12 protein-coding genes and 1 pseudogene are annotated in these 16,840 nt (G+C 69.1%); 8 read left to right on the top strand and 5 right to left on the bottom strand.

Annotated features, from left to right (window positions below):
- Positions 1–42: 42 nt before the first annotated feature.
- Both ACQP00_RS20140 and ACQP00_RS20135 read right to left on the bottom strand, forming a co-directional pair.
- On the bottom strand, positions 43–387 hold the full coding sequence (locus ACQP00_RS20140; protein ID WP_433221267.1) for a histone-like nucleoid-structuring protein Lsr2: 345 nt from the start codon (positions 385–387) through the stop codon (positions 43–45).
- A gap of 1,156 nt (positions 388–1,543) precedes the next feature.
- Positions 1,544–2,929: an endonuclease/exonuclease/phosphatase family protein gene (locus ACQP00_RS20135; protein WP_433221265.1), complete on the bottom strand. Its 1,386-nt coding sequence runs from the start codon at positions 2,927–2,929 to the stop codon at positions 1,544–1,546.
- 202 nt (positions 2,930–3,131) lie between these two features.
- On the opposite strand from ACQP00_RS20135, the gene ACQP00_RS20130 reads away from it, so the two are divergent.
- The 3 genes from ACQP00_RS20130 to ACQP00_RS20120 all read left to right on the top strand — a co-directional run bounded on the left by ACQP00_RS20130 (position 3,132) and on the right by ACQP00_RS20120 (position 8,109).
- The gene (locus ACQP00_RS20130; protein ID WP_433221263.1) at positions 3,132–6,212 is read left to right on the top strand and encodes an AAA family ATPase; all 3,081 of its coding nucleotides are present in this window, start codon (positions 3,132–3,134) and stop codon (positions 6,210–6,212) included.
- A gap of 490 nt (positions 6,213–6,702) precedes the next feature.
- Positions 6,703–7,881, top strand: a complete 1,179-nt coding sequence (locus tag ACQP00_RS20125; protein ID WP_433221261.1) for a hypothetical protein — start codon at positions 6,703–6,705, stop codon at positions 7,879–7,881.
- Positions 7,882–7,899: 18 nt separating this feature from the next.
- Positions 7,900–8,109: a hypothetical protein gene (locus tag ACQP00_RS20120; protein WP_433221259.1), complete on the top strand. Its 210-nt coding sequence runs from the start codon at positions 7,900–7,902 to the stop codon at positions 8,107–8,109.
- Positions 8,110–8,288: 179 nt separating this feature from the next.
- Here ACQP00_RS20120 and ACQP00_RS20115 read toward each other — a convergent pair whose 3' ends face one another.
- Positions 8,289–8,525 (bottom strand): hypothetical protein, encoded by a 237-nt coding sequence (locus tag ACQP00_RS20115; protein ID WP_433221257.1) that lies wholly within the window; start codon positions 8,523–8,525, stop codon positions 8,289–8,291.
- A 260-nt stretch (positions 8,526–8,785) separates the two neighbouring features.
- Positions 8,786–9,877: an IS630 family transposase gene (locus tag ACQP00_RS20110; protein ID WP_433221255.1), complete on the bottom strand. Its 1,092-nt coding sequence runs from the start codon at positions 9,875–9,877 to the stop codon at positions 8,786–8,788.
- A 56-nt stretch (positions 9,878–9,933) separates the two neighbouring features.
- On the opposite strand from ACQP00_RS20110, the gene ACQP00_RS20105 reads away from it, so the two are divergent.
- The 4 genes from ACQP00_RS20105 to ACQP00_RS20090 all read left to right on the top strand — a co-directional run bounded on the left by ACQP00_RS20105 (position 9,934) and on the right by ACQP00_RS20090 (position 14,282).
- Complete coding sequence (locus ACQP00_RS20105) at positions 9,934–10,104, top strand: hypothetical protein (RefSeq protein WP_433221253.1); 171 nt, start codon at positions 9,934–9,936, stop codon at positions 10,102–10,104.
- Complete coding sequence (locus tag ACQP00_RS20100) at positions 10,101–10,313, top strand: hypothetical protein (RefSeq protein WP_433221251.1); 213 nt, start codon at positions 10,101–10,103, stop codon at positions 10,311–10,313. The genes ACQP00_RS20105 and ACQP00_RS20100 overlap by 4 nt, the downstream gene beginning before the upstream one ends.
- Complete coding sequence (locus ACQP00_RS20095; RefSeq protein WP_433221249.1) at positions 10,298–10,846, top strand: metal ABC transporter permease; 549 nt, start codon at positions 10,298–10,300, stop codon at positions 10,844–10,846. Before ACQP00_RS20100 ends, ACQP00_RS20095 begins: the two co-directional genes overlap by 16 nt.
- 82 nt (positions 10,847–10,928) lie before the next feature.
- Positions 10,929–14,282, top strand: a complete 3,354-nt coding sequence (locus tag ACQP00_RS20090; protein WP_433221247.1) for a S8 family serine peptidase — start codon at positions 10,929–10,931, stop codon at positions 14,280–14,282.
- On the opposite strand, the gene ACQP00_RS20085 is transcribed toward ACQP00_RS20090, so the two are convergent.
- On the bottom strand, positions 14,251–15,885 hold the full coding sequence (locus ACQP00_RS20085; RefSeq protein ID WP_433221245.1) for a methyl-accepting chemotaxis protein: 1,635 nt from the start codon (positions 15,883–15,885) through the stop codon (positions 14,251–14,253). The genes ACQP00_RS20090 and ACQP00_RS20085 overlap by 32 nt on opposite strands.
- Before the next feature lie 341 nt (positions 15,886–16,226).
- On the opposite strand from ACQP00_RS20085, the pseudogene ACQP00_RS20080 reads away from it, so the two are divergent.
- A pseudogene (locus tag ACQP00_RS20080) lies at positions 16,227–16,754 on the top strand (transposase); the annotation flags it as partial.
- Positions 16,755–16,840: the final 86 nt, after the last annotated feature.

Genomic DNA, 16,840 nt, shown 5'->3' with positions numbered 1-16,840 from the left:
CCGCAGGCGCGCGACTCTCGCCGCCGGGCCGGACGCGGTCGGTCATCGGCCGCCAGCCTCTTGGAAGCGGACGACTACATCGTGGGCCAAGCGGCCTTTATCGGACACGGGGATGTTGTGGTTCAGGGCCCAATCCCGGATCTGCCGGTTGCGTTCCCGATCATTCCTGGCCGACCCCGCGGCCGCCGGTCCCTGCGCGTGGCCTGCGATCCGGCCAGTCTTCCTCGCGGCGGCTACATACGGGGCGAACGCTGCGCGGAGACGTTCAGCGTTGGCCTCGGCGAGGTCGATGGTGTACTGCCTCCCGTCCATGCCGAATGTCATGCTGAGGTCAGCCTTACTACCGTCAATGTCGTCAAGAAGTTCCTCGACCACCCGCTTCGCCACAAGCAGCCTCCTTCGAACTCGCGGTTGCATCATAGGTACCGCACACTATGCGTCGTGCCATTGTGCCGGGCTCGGCCGTTTGTGACCAAACGATTCGTCGAGCAGCCACCCTGTTGGTCGTCTCGCCGGTGGGGAACTGAGCCGTATCCCTGGCCGTCCGAGCATTCTCGTCGGCCCGATCAGCGCATCCACCCTCAGAGCGGCTTCATGATCGCTTGCACGCAGCGAGAGGCTACTGAGGGGAAGTTGGCGCCGCCGGGCGGTCATGATTCGCGAGTGGCGCCAGTTCTCGCGAACATTGCGGCGAGCGGTGCTGACAAAGTGGTGCCAAAGGGTCGCGAACATCTCGCGCCCACACTCGCGGACGAAAACTATCCGCGGCGGCGGCAACAGCTGGTCCCGGCCCGTGCACGGCGATGCCGTCATCGACCGGCTCCAGCTGCGTGGCCTGCTGTAGCTGCACACCGCGGGCGTCGACCTCGCCGACCTGACCGACACCGGCGCCGCCTGCCCCGACGACGCCGGCGCCGCCGACACCGCACTCACCGTCTGCACGGCATGCAGCGGACGCGATCAGTGGCATCTCACGGAAATCGCTTACATGACGGCGGCCGCCCCGACCTGTACAAGTGCGGCGCGAGGATGCTGCACACGTCGCTGAGCGCGGCCGCCGAGCGGCGCGTACGCGACGCATGCATCGCGTCCCATGCCTCGGTATGACGACAGCACCGCCCCGGGCGGGACGACACGTACCCAACGGACGGTCCGGCCGCACCTCAGCAGCACTGCGAAACATTCCACCATGTACGCCATCAGAGCCGCGCCAATCGCGGCCGTCATCGAGGCGGCGACGGAACCCTGGATCGCTTAACCCGGGCCCGGCACGAACGACAACACGTCTCGGGCGATGCTCTTGCCCACATAGGCCCTGGCGACCGATCCGCTCACCTGTTCGACCGAGAAGTCGTCGGCACCGAACCCCTCCGCGACCGACCTGATGGTCAGAAGGTCGACCCCAACCGAGCGGGACCGCGCTTCCCGGCGCCCAATCTCACAGCGGCCGCCGCGGAAGTCGCGGCCGACACAATGGCAATCGCGTCGTGTCAGGCCTCCACACGTGTCTTGGCCATCTCCGTACCTCCTCATCAATTCCCGCTCAGGACTCCATCGAGCAGCCGCCGGTGGTCATCAGGTCTTCGTCCATGGCCTGGCTGTAGCCGAAGGACGCCCAGACGTAGCCGTGATCTGAGGCACCCGCAACGGCCGGCGCCGAGCCTGCGCTTCGGGTGACATACGGCCCGCGGTAATAGATGTAGTCGACCCGGTCGTCCCAGGCGCCGCCCACCGGGCGCTGATACTCGACCTGAGCGTCCCGCAGGCCGGCGGTGTCGCGGAACTGCACCGACCACGGTGTCTGGGTGTCGGTCGGCCACGGACCCGCAGCGGCGTACCGCCAGTTGGCGTTGAAGTCGCCGCCCATGATCACGACACTGCGGCACGGGACGGCGCGCGCCAGGCTCCTAGCCAAATCGTGCCCGGCCCGGTTCGACGTCCACTCGTACCGGTCGTAGTCGGGATTGCGGGAGCCGTCGGGCAGCCGATGCATCGGTGAGAACCGCAGCGAGAACACCTCATGGCGGACGTCGCCGATGTTCATCGAAACCTGCAAGGCGCCGAACTCACTGCACTGCACCGGTACCCCGAGGAGATCGCACGTGAACCGCACCGGATGGAACTTCTCGTCGATGAATGCATAGCGCGACAGGACCGCCACGCCCTTGGTCCCCGTCAGTCCCAGCGTCGCCGTGGCGTGGTAGCTCCAGTACGGATAGCCAGCACGGCGGGCAACGTAGGACGTCGCCTCGTCGGGGAAGATGCCGCGTTCCCGCACCTCGTTGAGCATGACGACATCGGGGCTGCGAAGTCGGATCGTGGCCGCGACGGCGTTCAACCCGGCCTCGCTCGTGGTCTCGCCGATGTTGAACGCCACTGCGCTGACGCGAGCAGGGGAGGTTGTGAGCGTCACGTCGACATAGGCGGCCCGAACATTGGTGTCCGGCCCGTCGATCGAGGTGAACCGCAGCCGCAGTCTCTGGTCCTGGCCGGTAGGTCCGCAGTACAGCCGCGCCGCATTCGTCCGGAACGAGCGCCACGCGAAGCCCTGCCCGGCCGCCATCGTCATGCCGCCTTGCACGGCGCCGCAGGCGACTGCGTCCACGCGGAGCCGGGTTCCGGGTCCGGTGTTGGCGTAGAACCGGACCAGGCCACTGGACGGCTGCATGCCGTGGAAATCGGGATACGCGAGACCAACCTCGGCTACGCGCGCTGCACCGCCAGCCCAGATCCAATCCGATGCCGGAACACCGGCCGGGGAGAGCACCGGATCATCGGTGGCCGCCCAGACGGTCCCACCCGGCTTGACAAGCCAGTTGTTGAAGGTGTCGACCACTGGCCGCATGACCGACGACGTCGTTTCGACGGCATGGGCCGGGACGACCGGACCGGCAGCGGCGAACACCGCGTTCGCGACGAGGACGAGCAATATCGCTACCGTGTGGAGTGGTTTCGGGAAATGGACCCGATGCATTGGATCTCCCGTTCGTCGAAGAGCCGCGATCGTGGTCGCGGTGCACAGGCATCGAATGGCACCACCGTGCCGCAGCCACAACAGCGAGGACACCGGCATCGAAAAATCGAAAATGATGCGAGGATGACGCCGAGCCGTGCGCCGGAGAGGGTGGCCCATGCCCGATGGACCCGACGAGCAGTTGCTCTGGCAGCTGCGAGGACTCCGCGACGCCATGGGCGGACCGACGTTGGAGGCGCTCCGCCACCGGGGCGGCCCGGGCGTGAGCACCACCTCCGAGATGCTCAGCGGCAAGCGGCCGCCCAGCCGACAGACGGCCGAGCGTTTCGTGGAAGCCTGCCTACGCTACGGCCGGGAGCGTGGCATCGCCGCAGCCGAGGACCACGATCTGCTGATCTTGATGGGCTTGCGCGATGACCGGCGACCGGCGCCACTCCTGGAACGTGATGAGGAACTGCGGTGGTGTACAGAGCACCTTCGGCGTACCGCCGTCCGGAACCAAGGCGGCTTGATCGTCGTGGAGGGACCGGCCGGCATCGGTAAGACTGCGCTGTTGCGGCTGGTCCGGTCGATCGGCAACTCGCTCGGGCTGGTCACGCTCGCCGGGCGCGGAACGCCGCTGTCACGGGAGATGTTCTACAGCGGGGTCCGCGACCTGCTGGCCCGCTGGATGTCCGGTCCAATCCGGGACGGCGATCTGCAGCTGCCGCCGGCTGCCTCGCACATGCTGGGCATCGCCGGGAACGCCGCCCAGGGCGGCCCGGCCGACGCGACCGACGGCTTCGAGGCGCTCGTGCGCGCACTCGAGCTGCGCACCGCCGTGACCGGTGCCGTGCTGGTGGTCGACGATGTCCAATGGCTCGACCGGTCCTCGTTGCGCTGGCTCGTCTACTTGTCGAGCCGACTCGACCAGTTGCCGATCTCGATCGTGGTAGGACGTCGCCTGCACGAGGAGAGCGGAGACGAGACGCTGCTGAACCAGCTTGCCGCCGCCGCGGCCCGGCGCATCCTGCCAATGCCGCTAAGCCAGGCCGCGGTGGCCGAACTGATACGTCGCCGGTACGACGCCCACGTCAACGAGGCTTTCGCCGTGGCCTGTCACAGCCGCAGCGGAGGAAACCCGTTCATGCTAGACCAGCTGCTGCACGAGGCGGATCGTCGCAGCATTGGCCAGGATGAGGCGTCCGTCAAAATTATCGAAAAGATAATTCCATCCCGAGTCACGGAGCTCGTCGACGAGCGGGTCGGCCGCTACGGACAGGCGGCGCTGGCACTCGTCCGGGCGGTGGCGGTGCTGGGCGCGCCGGCCCGGATCGATGAGATCGCTCGGTTCGCCGGCCTGGACATCACCGCCGCAACCACCGAGCTCGACCGGCTTTGCGCCGGCGAGCTCCTAAATCATGAGCCGGTCATCGACTTCGTTCACCCCCTGATCCGGGACGCGGTCGAGCGCGCGATGACGCCCTCGCAGCGCTCGGCGGCGCACGCCAGGGCGGCCCGAGCGCTGCACACGGCCGGCGCCCCAGCCGAGCTGGTCGGTGCCCACCTCGTGCCGGTGTTCGCGCGGGGTGACCCGTGGGTGGTGACGATGTCGCGCGAGGCTGCCCGCGAGGCCTCCGCGGCTGGCGCCGCTGACGAGGCGACGCGATACCTGCGCCGCGCGCTGCACGAACCACCGACACCGGACCTTATCGCCCGGATCCGGCTCGAGCTCGGCCATGCATTGACGCACGTCTCACTGCCGCAGGCTCACCAGGAGCTGCTGCTGGCGTATCAGGATGCCGACGACGACGAGCTACGCGCAGCCGCTGCGCTGGCGTTGGCCAAAGCATATGCGCACGCCGATCGAATGGGCGACAGCGTGCGCCACCTCACCCGGGCGATCAACGACGTCACCAGCGAACCGTTCCGCCAGCGCCTGATGGCGGAACGACTGATCTGGGCGACATTTTGGGCAGATGATCCGGAACGTGTCAGACGCTCGGTGGAGCTGTCGGAGGTGGCCGCGCACGCCACCGTGGACGATCACGCTGGTCAAACCGCCATCGCCCTGTACGCCTGGGATCGGGTGCTGCGTGGCGAGCCGCGCCGCCAAGGACTGGCGCTGATCCATCCGATCGTGGATTCCGGGCTGAATTTCACGGACGCGACGCTCGGTTTCGACATCCCGACGGTCGTCGCCTTCGTCGAGATGTTCTCCGAGGAGCTGGCTCTGGCGCGCCGCCTGTTCGACGGGGCCGTGCAGCAGCTGAGGGCAGCAGGCTGGTCCGGCACCCACTTGGCGTTCACCCAGGCGCACGTGGCCCACGTCGCCCTGCGCGAGGGCCGGCTTGCCGACGCCGAGGCCGATGCGCGCATCGCTCTGCGAATCGCCGACCGCCTGGGCGAGGTGGTGCCCGCGACGTGGTACGCGACCGGTAGCCTGATCGAGGCACTCGTCGCGCGCGGCGCGGTGAAGGATGCACAGCGGGTCGCAGACCGACGCCACTACAGCCGCGAACAGCCGGCCGCATTCATCGTGCCCAACCCGAAGGTCAGCTACGGCGAACTGCTGGCCGCGACCGGCCGTGCGGAGCAGGCGATCGCCGTTCTGCGCCACGGCGGCGACTGGTTGCAGCGGCGGGGCGTACACAATCCCGCGTTCGCGCCGTGGCGCCTGAAACTGGCGGAGCTGCTCAGCTCGAGCGCCCCAGCCGAGGCAACCCGGCACGCTCAGACCGCCCTCGAGCAGGCCGAGAGGTTCGGCGCGCCGACGCCGCGCATCCGCAGCCGCCTCGCCCTCGCCGCCCTGACTCAGCGCGCGGATGCCGAGGCGTTGCTGCGCGAAGCCGTCGACATCGCCGAGTCATCGCCCAACCGTCTGATCCACGCCCAAGCTCTCCTCGCGCTTAGCCTGGTCCGGCATCGCGGCCCCGATCGGCGGCTGGGCCGGGAAACGCTTCGAGCCGGAAGGCGCCTGGCCGCACAGTGCCGAGCCGGCACCCTGGTAGGCCGGTTCGGCCGCATCCTCGGCGACGCCGGCCCAGCTGACGGAAGACACCCCGTCTGGACTCGGCTGACGGCCGAAGAGCAGCGGGTGGGGGAACTGATCGTGGCCGGCCACACGGAATCCGAGGCCGCGAACACGATGGCGCTCGCCCGCGAACAGGTGACAAGGATGCTCAGCACCGTCCTCCGGATCTGCGAAACCAATGACCTGGTCGAGGTCGGCCAACTCTTGTCCGCGGACGGCCCCTGACAACCGAACAAACTCATCGAGTTCGGGCCGATCGAAATACACACGCCCACACGAGGCCCCGTGCAGAACGGCGGGACTGCCACTCGCGTGATCCGTTCAGACGACCGGCAACGCATCGTCAGATCTGACCGCTTGGCCAATTTAGTCCGCGGGCTGCCCCATGAAGTGTTGGTCGTTCTTCGTGCCGGGTGGCGGCAGGCACGAACACTACCGGCACGACGGCCACTGAGGGCGTGCATGCGGTTTGGCGCAAACTGGCATGCGGCCCGATCGTGGCCGGATCGGCGTCGGCAGCCGGGTGAGTGCACGAGGTAGTGGCGGCGCACCCGGCTCGTCGCGTGGCAACGCGTTTACCCTTGTACCAGTCTCGTCTGTCCGCGGGGTGTCATGCGGCGGCACGATGCGACGGTCGCGGCGGTCCGAGCGCGCCACATGACGCGTTGATCGCACCTGTTGGTGATCGGTGGCGGGAAAGGCGGGGTGAGGTGCGGTGACGACGTATGCGTGGGACACCCGGTCCGGGTTGTTGCTGGCGGTGTGGGCGGCCGGAGTCGGTCACCACGCGGCAATGGTGTGCCAGCTCGGCTCCGCCGCCGCTCCGAAGGCCGCAGCGGGGTTGTGCGACGCCCTGACGCAGCTGTCGCGGCACCTGTGGGACACCTACCAGCATCCCGCCGACGACGATCCCGACTCTGCCGACCTTCCCGACCTCTCTGATCTTTCCGACCTCTCCGATGTGATGACGCAGGAACGTGGTGAGGGATTCAGCGGTGTCCTCGCCGCGGTCGGCCGGCCGCGGCTGCCGGACGGGCACGGGCTGCCGATCGTGTCCTACGATCCGCTGCTCGAGTCCGCCCACATGGTCGGCCGGGCATTACACGAGCTCGGCGACGCCGAGGTGACTGTGGCGGTGACCGCGGAGGTCAGGGCTGAGATCGACGCGGTCGACCGGGCAGGGCTGGGCGATCTGTCCGGCCGGGCCGCGCAGGCGGTGTCCCTCGACCGGCTGGACGTGTCGCCGGTCCAGGTCGCCGCCGCGGATCGGCTGCTGCACGCCGATCCGCTGGGTAGCGATGCCCTGTTCACTAGCGTCGACCCGGCCGCGGCGTGCGTGGCCGCCGCGCACTGGCTGGTCGCCGCAGCCGAGTTCACCGCCGCCGCGGCCGGCATCGCACCGGCGGATGTTTTCGCCTACGCCGACGACCTCGAAGCGGTGTCGGTCGAGGTCCCCTCCTACGTCGTGGAGGTGGTCGTCGACCAGTCCGCGACCCCACGGGAGGCGGTGACCGGCCTGCTCAGCGAGGCCGACGCGGTCCGTGCCGGGCGGATCCCGGACCCGACCGCGCTGCTGCAACGGGTGGACGCCGCACGCGAGCAGATCCTGCGGGTCGACGTCGGGCACCGCGAGCACGCCCTCGCGGTCCTGCTGGACCGGTTGACGCCACTGGACCCGCAACGCCCAGCCCGGGACCTGCTCGAACACCTACTCAACGGGCTGCGGGCCTGCCTGCTGGTGTATCGGGCGGAAAAGGCGTGCGCCGCAGGCGTCGCGACCAGCGCCGCCGACGAGGACGATCTCTTCGACACCACAGCTGACCTGGCCGATGCGGCATTCACCGCCGCGATCCGGCACCAGGCCAGCAACGTCGGCAATCGCCTCTCCGGGTGAGAGCCCAGCATGCCTGCAATGGTCTTGCTGATTGAGGCGGGTCGGGCGCTGGGTGGCGGAGCCACCTCGCGCCGGTTCCGCTTCGGCGGCGGTCAGGGGTGCGGCCGGAAGGCGCTGGGCCTGACCCTCGCCGAGGTCACCGACCTCGTCCCGCGCATCGTGCAGGTACGCAGCGCTCAGGTCCCCTTTTCCTCGGATCCGCCGATCCGCCCCGGGGGATGCTCCTAAGGAGTGTCAAGCCGTTTGAGGTTTGATGGACCTGACGGGCGGCGTATCGCTTCATGCACCGGATGACCTCTCGGGAGCTCAATCCCTGCGCTCGTCGGCGTTGGGCGTAGTTCTGAGTCGGTTCGTGATGGCACAGCATGCTGAGCACCACGGTGTGCAGAGCGTTTTTGGCTGCGCGGTCACTGCCTCGTTGAGCCGGTCTCGGTCGGTGCGGCTGGAGCTTGCTGGCAGTGGAGCGACACCACATAGATGAGCGAGGGCGCCGTCGGATCGTAGGCGGCCCGGGTTGTCGCGGCGGTGACAAGCAGCTGGCCGGCGACCTCGATGCTAACGCCCGGCAGCTCGAGCAGTGCAGGTGCGGCCTCGGCGACCAGCTCGCCCAGTGCCTTGTCGGCCTTGCGGATCTCACCGTTCAACCTCTCGTAGCGGCGAGCGAGCGCATCGCCACCTTCGTCACGGTAGCGGGGTCGGCGAGTGTGGGCCCCGGCCGGAAACGAGAACAGGCGCGAATGAGTGCCGCGAGGCTGAGCGCACGCAGCTGTTCTCTGACCTGTTCTGGTGCTGTCACCAGGAGCGCCTTGACCTGATTGACTGTCTGCGTCCGTGCCTTGACGGCGCTGCAGCGGACCACGCGCAGCGCTCGGATCGGCTCGACTATGATCTCACCGACGGCCGGCTAGTGTCCCGCGTCAGAAATTCGTCGGCAAAATCGTGCGAGTGACTCGAGGATCTCTTCGGCGGTCTTGGTCCAGATGAACGGTCGTGGATTGCTGTTCCAGTCGGTGATCCACGATCGGATGTCTGCTTCGAGTGACTGCACGCTCTTGTGGGTGCCGCGGCGGATCTTCTGCTCGGTGAGGAACCCGAACCACCGTTCGACCTGGTTGATCCAGGATGAGCCGGTCGGGGTGAAGTGCATGTGGAAGCGGGGGTGCCGGGCGAGCCAGGCGCGGATCTGCGGGGTCTTGTGCGTGCCGTAGTTGTCGCAGACCAGGTGCACGTCCAGATCGGCGGGCACGGTCTTGTTGATGGTGGTCAGGAACTTCTTGAACTCCGCGGCCCGGTGCTGGCGGTGCAGTTCGCTGATCACGGTGCCGTCGGCGATGTTGAACGCGGCGAACAGGCTGGTGATCCCGTTGCGGTGGTAGTCGTGGGTGCGCCGCTCGGGCATGCCGGGCATCATCGGCAGCACGGGCTGGGACCGCTCGAGAGCTTGGATCTGGGACTTTTCATCGACACACAGCACGACCGCCCGCTCCGGCGGGTTGTGATACAAGCCGACGACGTCGACGACCTTCTCGATGAACTGCGGATCGGTGGACAGCTTGAACGTCTCCGCCAGGTGCGGCTTCAATCCGAAGTCCCGCCAGATCCTGCCGACCGTGGACTTCGACATCCCGGACCGTTCCGCCATCGACTTACGCGACCAGTGCGTGGCGTTGCGCGGCGTCTGCTCCAACGTCGTCACCACAACCTGTTCGATCCGGTCAAGGCCGATCGACGGCGGCCGCCCCGGCCGCTGCTCATCAATCAACCCATCGAGGCGGATCGCCACGAACCGCCGGCGCCACTTGCTGACCGTGTCCGGATGCACGCCCAAATTCGTTGCCACGTCGGCGTTCGAGGCACCTTCAGCACACGCCAGGACAATCCGCGCCCGCATCGCAAGCACCTGCGCCGTCTTCGCCCGCCGCGACCACCGAACCAGCACGGATCGCTCTTCATCAGTCAGCACCAGCGGGGTAGTGGGACGCCCGGTCCTCGGCATCCCACCATCCTACTCACACTTAACCGACGAACTTTTGACGCAGGACACTAGTGCTGGTGACCGATGAGGCCGGGCAGGTGCTGGGCCGCGACGGCACGCGGTGGTGGTCGACCGGGCACAACGAGACCCTCGTCCGGCACAGCCTCGACCTGCGGACGCTCCCCCGCTGCTCGGCGCGAACGTCGTGGCCGGCTCCCTGGCCGGTCCGATCCTCGCCGCCCTCGTGATCGGCGCCTTGGGCAGCCGCGCCCGCGACCGCAACTCGATCATCGGGGTGCTGCTGCCCTTCGGCCTCGGCCTCGGCGTGCTGTTCTTGGCGCTCTATAAGGGTCGGGCTGCGAACAAGTTCGGCCTGCTCACGGGCCAGATTGTCGCGCTGGATACGCCCCAGCTGACCTGGCTGATCGGCACCGCGCGATCGTGCTGCTCGGCCTGACCTTGATGTGGCGGCCGCTGAGCTTCGCCAGCAACGATTCCGACCTCGCCGCCGCCCGTGGCGTCCCGGTCGGCCTGTTGTTGTCGCTGTTCATGCTGCTGCTCGGCCTCGCGGTGGCGATGTCGGTCCAGATCGTCGGGGCGCTGCTCGTGCTCAGCATCCTCGTCGCCCCCGCCGCCGCGGCTATGCGGGTCAGCGCCACACCTGCGGTCGTCACCCTGCTCAGCGTCGTCTTCGCGATCGGCTCGACGGTCGGCGGTATGCTCCTGGCCCTCGGCGGCAGCTCCCGATCAGCCCGTACGTCATCACCACCATCTCGTTCGCCATCTACCTGGTCTGCCGCCTCATCGTTGCCCGCGTCCCGAGCAGACGTGCACGACGGCCGTCTCTTGCATGAATTCGCAAGTCAACATGTGTTGATCATGCCCCTCGCCATTGCCCTACCTCGATCCACCTGGGACATGAGCCGCTTTCTCACCGGTCCCGCGCGTGGCATGTTGAGCACCAGCGCGGCGGCCGTACAGCGGCAATAGCCGCGCTGGCGCAGACCACCTCGAAGCCCCACGGCCGGACACTGCCGGTCGCGGTGCTCCGGCATGCCCGAAAGAGGGACGTATGAATCGACGGAGGTGGGCAGCCGCGACGGCCGTTACGGCGGCGGTCCTGCCCCTGCTGGTCGTGGGCCCGACCGGCCCCGCCGGGGCGGCTCCGGCCGGCACCGGCAAGTTCAGCCTGGTCAAGTCGCTGACGCCCACGGGCGCAACGACCTCGGCCAAGACGACGACCAGCAAGATGGCCAAGACCGACCCGACGCTGCTGAATCGCACCGACTCCATGCCGATCTCGGTCGTGGTCAAACTCGACTACGACTCGGTCGCCACCTACGACGGCAACGTCGCCGGGTACGCGGCCACCAGCCCGTCCGTGACCGGCAAGCCCCTGTCGAGGGGTCAGTCGGAGCAACGCTACGAGCAGCGCATCGCCGGCATCGAAACCAAGGTGCTCGGCGACGTCGGCAAGCAGGTGCCGAACGCCAAGGTCGGCCAGCGCCTGCGCACCGTCTACGGCGGCGTTGCGCTGACCGTCCCGGCGAACACGGTCAGCAAGATCCTGGCCGTGCCGGGCGTCGTCGCGGTGCAGAAAGACGCGCTGAACCAGGCGCAGACCGACGCCAGCGCAGACTTCATCGGCGCGGCAGCCGTCTACCCGCAGCTGGATGGCGCCCCGAACGCCGGCAAGGGCGTCATCTTCGGGTCGCTCGACACCGGCGTCTGGCCGGAGCACCCGTCGTTCGCCGACAACGGCAACCTCGGCGCCCCGCCGGCCAAGGCCGACGGCACGGCGCGGACCTGCGACTTCGGCGACAACCCGCTGACCCCGGCGAGCGATGTGTTCGTGTGCAACCACAAGCTCATCGGCGGTCAGCCGTTCATGGCCACCTACAACGCCAACAACCCGCCCGAGGTTTACTCCACCGCGCGGGACTCGGGCGGGCACGGGACACACACCGCCTCCACCGCGGCCGGCGACCCGGTCGCCTCGGCGCCGGTCTTCGGCGTGGACCGCGGGCCGATCAACGGCATCGCGCCGGGCGCTTGGGTCTCGGTATACAAGGTGTGCGGCGTCAACGGCTGCTATGGCAGCGACTCGGCGGCCGCCGTCCAGCAGGCCATCCTGGACGGCGTCACGGTCATCAACTTCTCGATCAGCGGCGGGTCCAGCCCGTACACCGACCCCGTCGAGCTGGCGTTTCTCGACGCCTATGCGGCCGGGGTGTTCGTGGCGGCGTCGGCCGGCAACTCCGGCCCTGGTGCGGCCACGACCGACCACGTCAGCCCGTGGGTGACCACGGTGGCGGCGGCGACCCAGAAGCGGGAGTTCGACTCGACGCTGACCGTCGCGTCCAGTGACGGCACGTCGGCGACGTTCACCGGCTCGTCGATCACGGCTGCCGCCGGGCCGGCGCCGGTGGTTTCGGCGGCGGCCGCGCCGTACAGCGACATCCTGTGCGCGCACCCTGCTCCGCCCGGCCTGTTCGCCGGGAAGATCGTGATCTGCCAGCGTGGCGGCACGGTAAACGGTGCGGCGGTCGGCCGGGTGCAGAAGGGATTCAACGTAAAGCAGGGCGACGCGGCGGGCATGATCCTGTATAACTCGACGCTGGCTGACACCGAGACCGACAACCACTTCCTGCCGGCGGTGCACCTGGCCGACGGCACGGCGTTCCTCGCGTACGTGGCCGCCCACCCGGTGCTCACGGCCACGTTCACCGCGGGCCAGAAGCAGCAGGGCCCGGGCGACATCATGGCCGCGTTCTCCTCGCGCGGCCCGGGCGACCAGTTCATCAAGCCCGACATCACCGCGCCCGGCGTGCAGATCCTGGCCGGCAACACGCCCACCCCGGACGAGGTCGCCAGCGGCCCGTCCGGGCAGTACTACCAGGCCATCGCCGGCACCTCGATGGCCTCGCCGCACATCGCCGGCTCGGCCATTCTGCAGCGGGCCCTGCACCCGGACTGGACCCCGGGGCAGATCAAGTCGGCGCTCATGACCACCGCGACCACCTCGGTGGTCAAGGAGGACGGTCATACGCCGGCGGACCCGTTCGACTTCGGGGCCGGACGGGTTCAGGTCAACCGGGCGGCGAACCCCGGTCTCACGTTCGACGAGACCGCGGAGCGCATGTACGACCTCGGCAACGACCCGGTCAGCGGCGTCCAGCTCAACACGCCCGCGATCGGCGCCCCGGTCATGCCGGGTGCGCTCACGGTGACCCGGACCGCGAAGAACGTCTCAGGCCGGGCGCAGACGTACCGCACAGAGACCACGGCCCCGGCCAACAGCTCCATCACCGTCTCGCCGCCACTGTTCACGGTCAAGGCGGGCGCCACGGTCACGCTGAAGGTCACCATCAAGTCGAACGCGCCAGCCGGGCAGTACTTCGGCCAGGTGCGACTGGTGCCGGTCGGCGGCTCGCTGCCGACGCTGCACCTGCCGGTCGCGTTCGTGCCCAAGCAGGGCGGGATCAGCCTGGCCCAGTCCTGCACCCCGACGACAGTGAACTGGCTCGCCACGACCACGTGCACGGTCACCGCCGCCAACACCACGTTCACCGACACCACCGCCGACTTCGTCAGCGGCCCGACCGGCCTTAACACCCTGGTCGTGTCCGCGAACAGGGCTACGGTGAAGAACGCGCTCCAGGTGGAGAAGAAGGGCGTCGCCCTCACCGGCGCCGTCCCCGGCACGCCCAACGTCGCGCCCGGCGCCAGCCCAGCCGGCTACCTGCCCCTCGACCAGTTCGGCGGCACGATCATGACCCCAGTCGGTGACGAAGAGCAGCAGCAGTACACCGTCCCGCCGTTCCTGTACAACGGGATCACCTACAGCTCGATCTCGGTGGACAGCAACGGCTACCTGATCCCGGGCGGCAGCGGCGCCTCGACCGACAACGAGTGCTGCACCATCCCGGACATCCCCAACCCGGCCCCGCCGAACAACATCCTGGCCCCGTTCTGGACCGACCTGAACGGTGCAGGCGCGGAGGGCCTCATGGTCAACGTGCTCAGCGACGGTGTCAACAGCTGGACCGTCGTCGAGTGGCGGGTCAACGTGTTTGGCACGACCAGCGTCCGCAAGTTCCAGGTCTGGCTCGGCGGCAACGGGGTGCAGGACATTTCCTTCACCTACGACCCGGCCACCCTGGCCCTCCCGGGCGGCCAGCCCTTCCGGATCGGCGCGGAGAACATCTCCGGCACCGGCGGCAGCCAGCTGCCGGTCGGTACCCTGCCCGCCGGGGACCTCGTGGTGACCAGCACCACTCCGGTGCCGGGCGCCTCGGTCTCATACAGCTACACCATGATCGGCATCCTGCCCGGCTCCACGTCGGCCAAGACGTCGATGACCAGCCCGATCGTGCCCGGCACAACCGTGGTCACTACACCGCTGACCGTGACGAACCACCGGTAGCCGCATTGATGGACGGCCGGCCCTCGATCGGGGGCCGGCCGTTCGGCAGCCGGAAGCCGCTGACCGTCTCCCGCAGGCCGCTCGCCATGCCGGCCAGGTCGGCGGCCGCGGCCTTGGTGTCCGCGGCCGCCGCACTCGTCTCGTCCGACGCCTGCCGCACCGTCGCGATCCGGGCCGTGGCATCGGCGGTACCGTCGCCGGCCCGCAGCGCATCGCCGCGGATCCGGTCCCGGATGCCGTCCTGCTCCCCCACCGCCGTGGTGATCGCGTGCTGGGACGCGGCGATCCGCTCGATCGTCCCGGCCACCAGCGCCAGCGCGTCGGCTGCGCCAGCACTGTCGTGCTGGATCGCCGCGAGCCGCTGCCCGATGTCCTCAGTGGCCTGCGCCGTCTGGTTGGCCAGCTCCTTGACCTCGCCCGCGACCACGGCGAAGCCCTTGCCCTGCTCACCGGCCCGGGCCGCCTCGATGGTCGCGTTGAGCGCCAGGAGGTTGGTCTGCTCGGCGATCGTGGTGATCACCCGGGCGACCTCGCCGATCCGGGCCGAGGACTGCGCGAGCTCGGTGATGGTGGCGTTGGCCCCCTCGGCGTGCGCGACCGCCTCCCCCACGATGCCGGTCGCGTCGTGCGCGCTGCGGGTGATCTCGGCGATCGCGGACTGCAACCGGTCACTGCCCTCGGCGACCGATCGAACGCCGTCGCCGATCTGGGTCACCCGCTCCTGCGCCGCGGTCGCATCCGCCGCCGCCTGAGTCGCCCGCCCGGTCAGCGTGTCGCTCACCTGGGTCAGCCGCCGGGAGGCGTCCTGCAGCCGCTCGGCCTCGCCGGCCATCCGGTGCAAGGCAGCCCCCACCAAGTCGATCGTGCTGTTCACCGCGATGCCCATGTCAGCTAGGTCGTCGCGACCCCGGACCGGCAGCCGGCCGGTGAAGTCGCCGGCCGCGACCTGCTGCAGCACCCGCTTCGTCCGCGTCACCGACCCGCCGATCACCCGGGCCACCACGACGGTCGCCGCCGCGACGGTCAGCAGCACCAGTGCGGCCACGACCAGGATGCTCAGGCGGGTCTGCCGCGACCGCTGCTGCGCCGCCGAGCTCTCCCGGGCGGCGGCTGCGTCGACGACCCCACCGAGCTCGTCGCTCGCCCCGTCGAACGTCCCCCACTCGGCGTTGACCTCGTCGAGCGCGGCCGGCGCGACGACGCCGTCCGCGGCCACGATCGTGGCGGCACTGGCCAGCACCTTGTCGATCGCGGGAAGGAACGCGGTCGCCAGCTGCCGGTCGGTCGCGGCGTCCACATGCGCGGCCCGCAGCTCCTCGGCGTGCTCCCGCAGCTCGCCCGCGTGCTCCCGCAGCTCGTCCACGACCGGCGCCCGCCCGGCCGGATCACCGGCGTGGGCGAGGATGTTGGCGTCGGCGTAGACGACCGCGACCGTGTGCTGCGCGTCCAGCACCGTGGCCCGGGTCTCGGCCACCGCGAGCGCGGTCGCCGACTGGTCAGCCGCCCGGCCGGCCTGGACGAAACCGATGCCGCCGACGACCAGCGTCGCCAGGACGCCGAGGGCGCCCAGGGTTGCCAGCCGCCGGCCGATGCTCCATCGCATGTGCCACTCCCCCGCTCGAACTCCACCCGCACTATCGGCAGCCGCCATCGCGAGCTGAACCTTCCGAAACCCGAGCGGGCGGGTGGACGGCGACGTCAGACCTTCTTGACGCTCGTCAACTGGCCGGCGAGCTCCGAGCAGATCTTGGCGTAGGAGGCGTACGAGTACGGCGCCGCCCCCCACCATGATCAGCCGGGCCCGACACCAAAGATCAACAAGTAAACCCCAAGCTAAGGGGTGTTTGGTCAGCCCGTCTGTTCGTCGGTGTGGCGGTGGTCGATAGGGAGCGAGGCCTCCGGTAACTGGGTTAGCGACCAAGCAAACCTTCATGCGGAAACCTCGTGGCCAGCGTAGCGGTGACGAAGCGGCACGATCTCACCGACGCGCAGTGGGCGGTCCTGGCCGGTGGTGCTTCCTGCGGTGTCGGTGCGTGGGCGGCCGCTGAAGAGGTGCAAACGCCAGTTGACCGACGGGACCCGGTGGCGGATGCGGGCGGGCTCGCGTGGCGGGATGTGCCCGCGGTGTATGCGCCGTGGCAGACGTTGTACCGGCTGTTCCGCACGTCGCAGCGTGATGGGACGTGGCAGGCAGTGCTGACCGGGTTGCAGGCACACGCCGACGCGGCTGGCCGGATCCGGTGGGATGTCAGCGTTGACTCGACCAGTGTCCAGGTGCATCAGCATGCGGCCGGTGCCCGCGGAGACGGTGCCGGGCAGCGGAAGTCACCGGCGGTGTGGACGCCGAGCCCGGCGATCATGCGCTGGGCCGGTTGAGGGGTGGGCGAACCACGAACGTGCACCTGGCCTGCGTAGCAGGGCCGCACGGCGTTGTCGGTGTTGCTGACGGCTAGGCATCGCGGCGACAGCCCGCACCGGTCCTCTGCTTGCAACGCCACGCCGTCACGTGCGGTGTCAGCTCCCTCGAACGCCAACGCGGCATCATCACCCCATACGAC

Source organism: Dactylosporangium sp. CS-047395, from assembly GCF_050942185.1.
In the GTDB taxonomy this organism is placed as follows: domain Bacteria; phylum Actinomycetota; class Actinomycetes; order Mycobacteriales; family Micromonosporaceae; genus Dactylosporangium.
This window is presented reverse-complemented; position numbering and strand designations above follow the sequence as displayed.

What these genes read in the sequence shown, in the direction of transcription:
- ACQP00_RS20085 (WP_433221245.1), bottom strand. Translation starts at nt 15,885, where the DNA reads ATGCGATGGAGCATCGGCCGGCGGCTGGCAACCCTGGGCGCCCTCGGC.
- ACQP00_RS20120 (WP_433221259.1), top strand. Translation starts at nt 7,900, where the DNA reads ATGGTCTTGCTGATTGAGGCGGGTCGGGCGCTGGGTGGCGGAGCCACC.
- ACQP00_RS20110 (WP_433221255.1), bottom strand. Translation starts at nt 9,877, where the DNA reads ATGCCGAGGACCGGGCGTCCCACTACCCCGCTGGTGCTGACTGATGAA.
- ACQP00_RS20090 (WP_433221247.1), top strand. Translation starts at nt 10,929, where the DNA reads ATGAATCGACGGAGGTGGGCAGCCGCGACGGCCGTTACGGCGGCGGTC.
- ACQP00_RS20130 (WP_433221263.1), top strand. Translation starts at nt 3,132, where the DNA reads ATGCCCGATGGACCCGACGAGCAGTTGCTCTGGCAGCTGCGAGGACTC.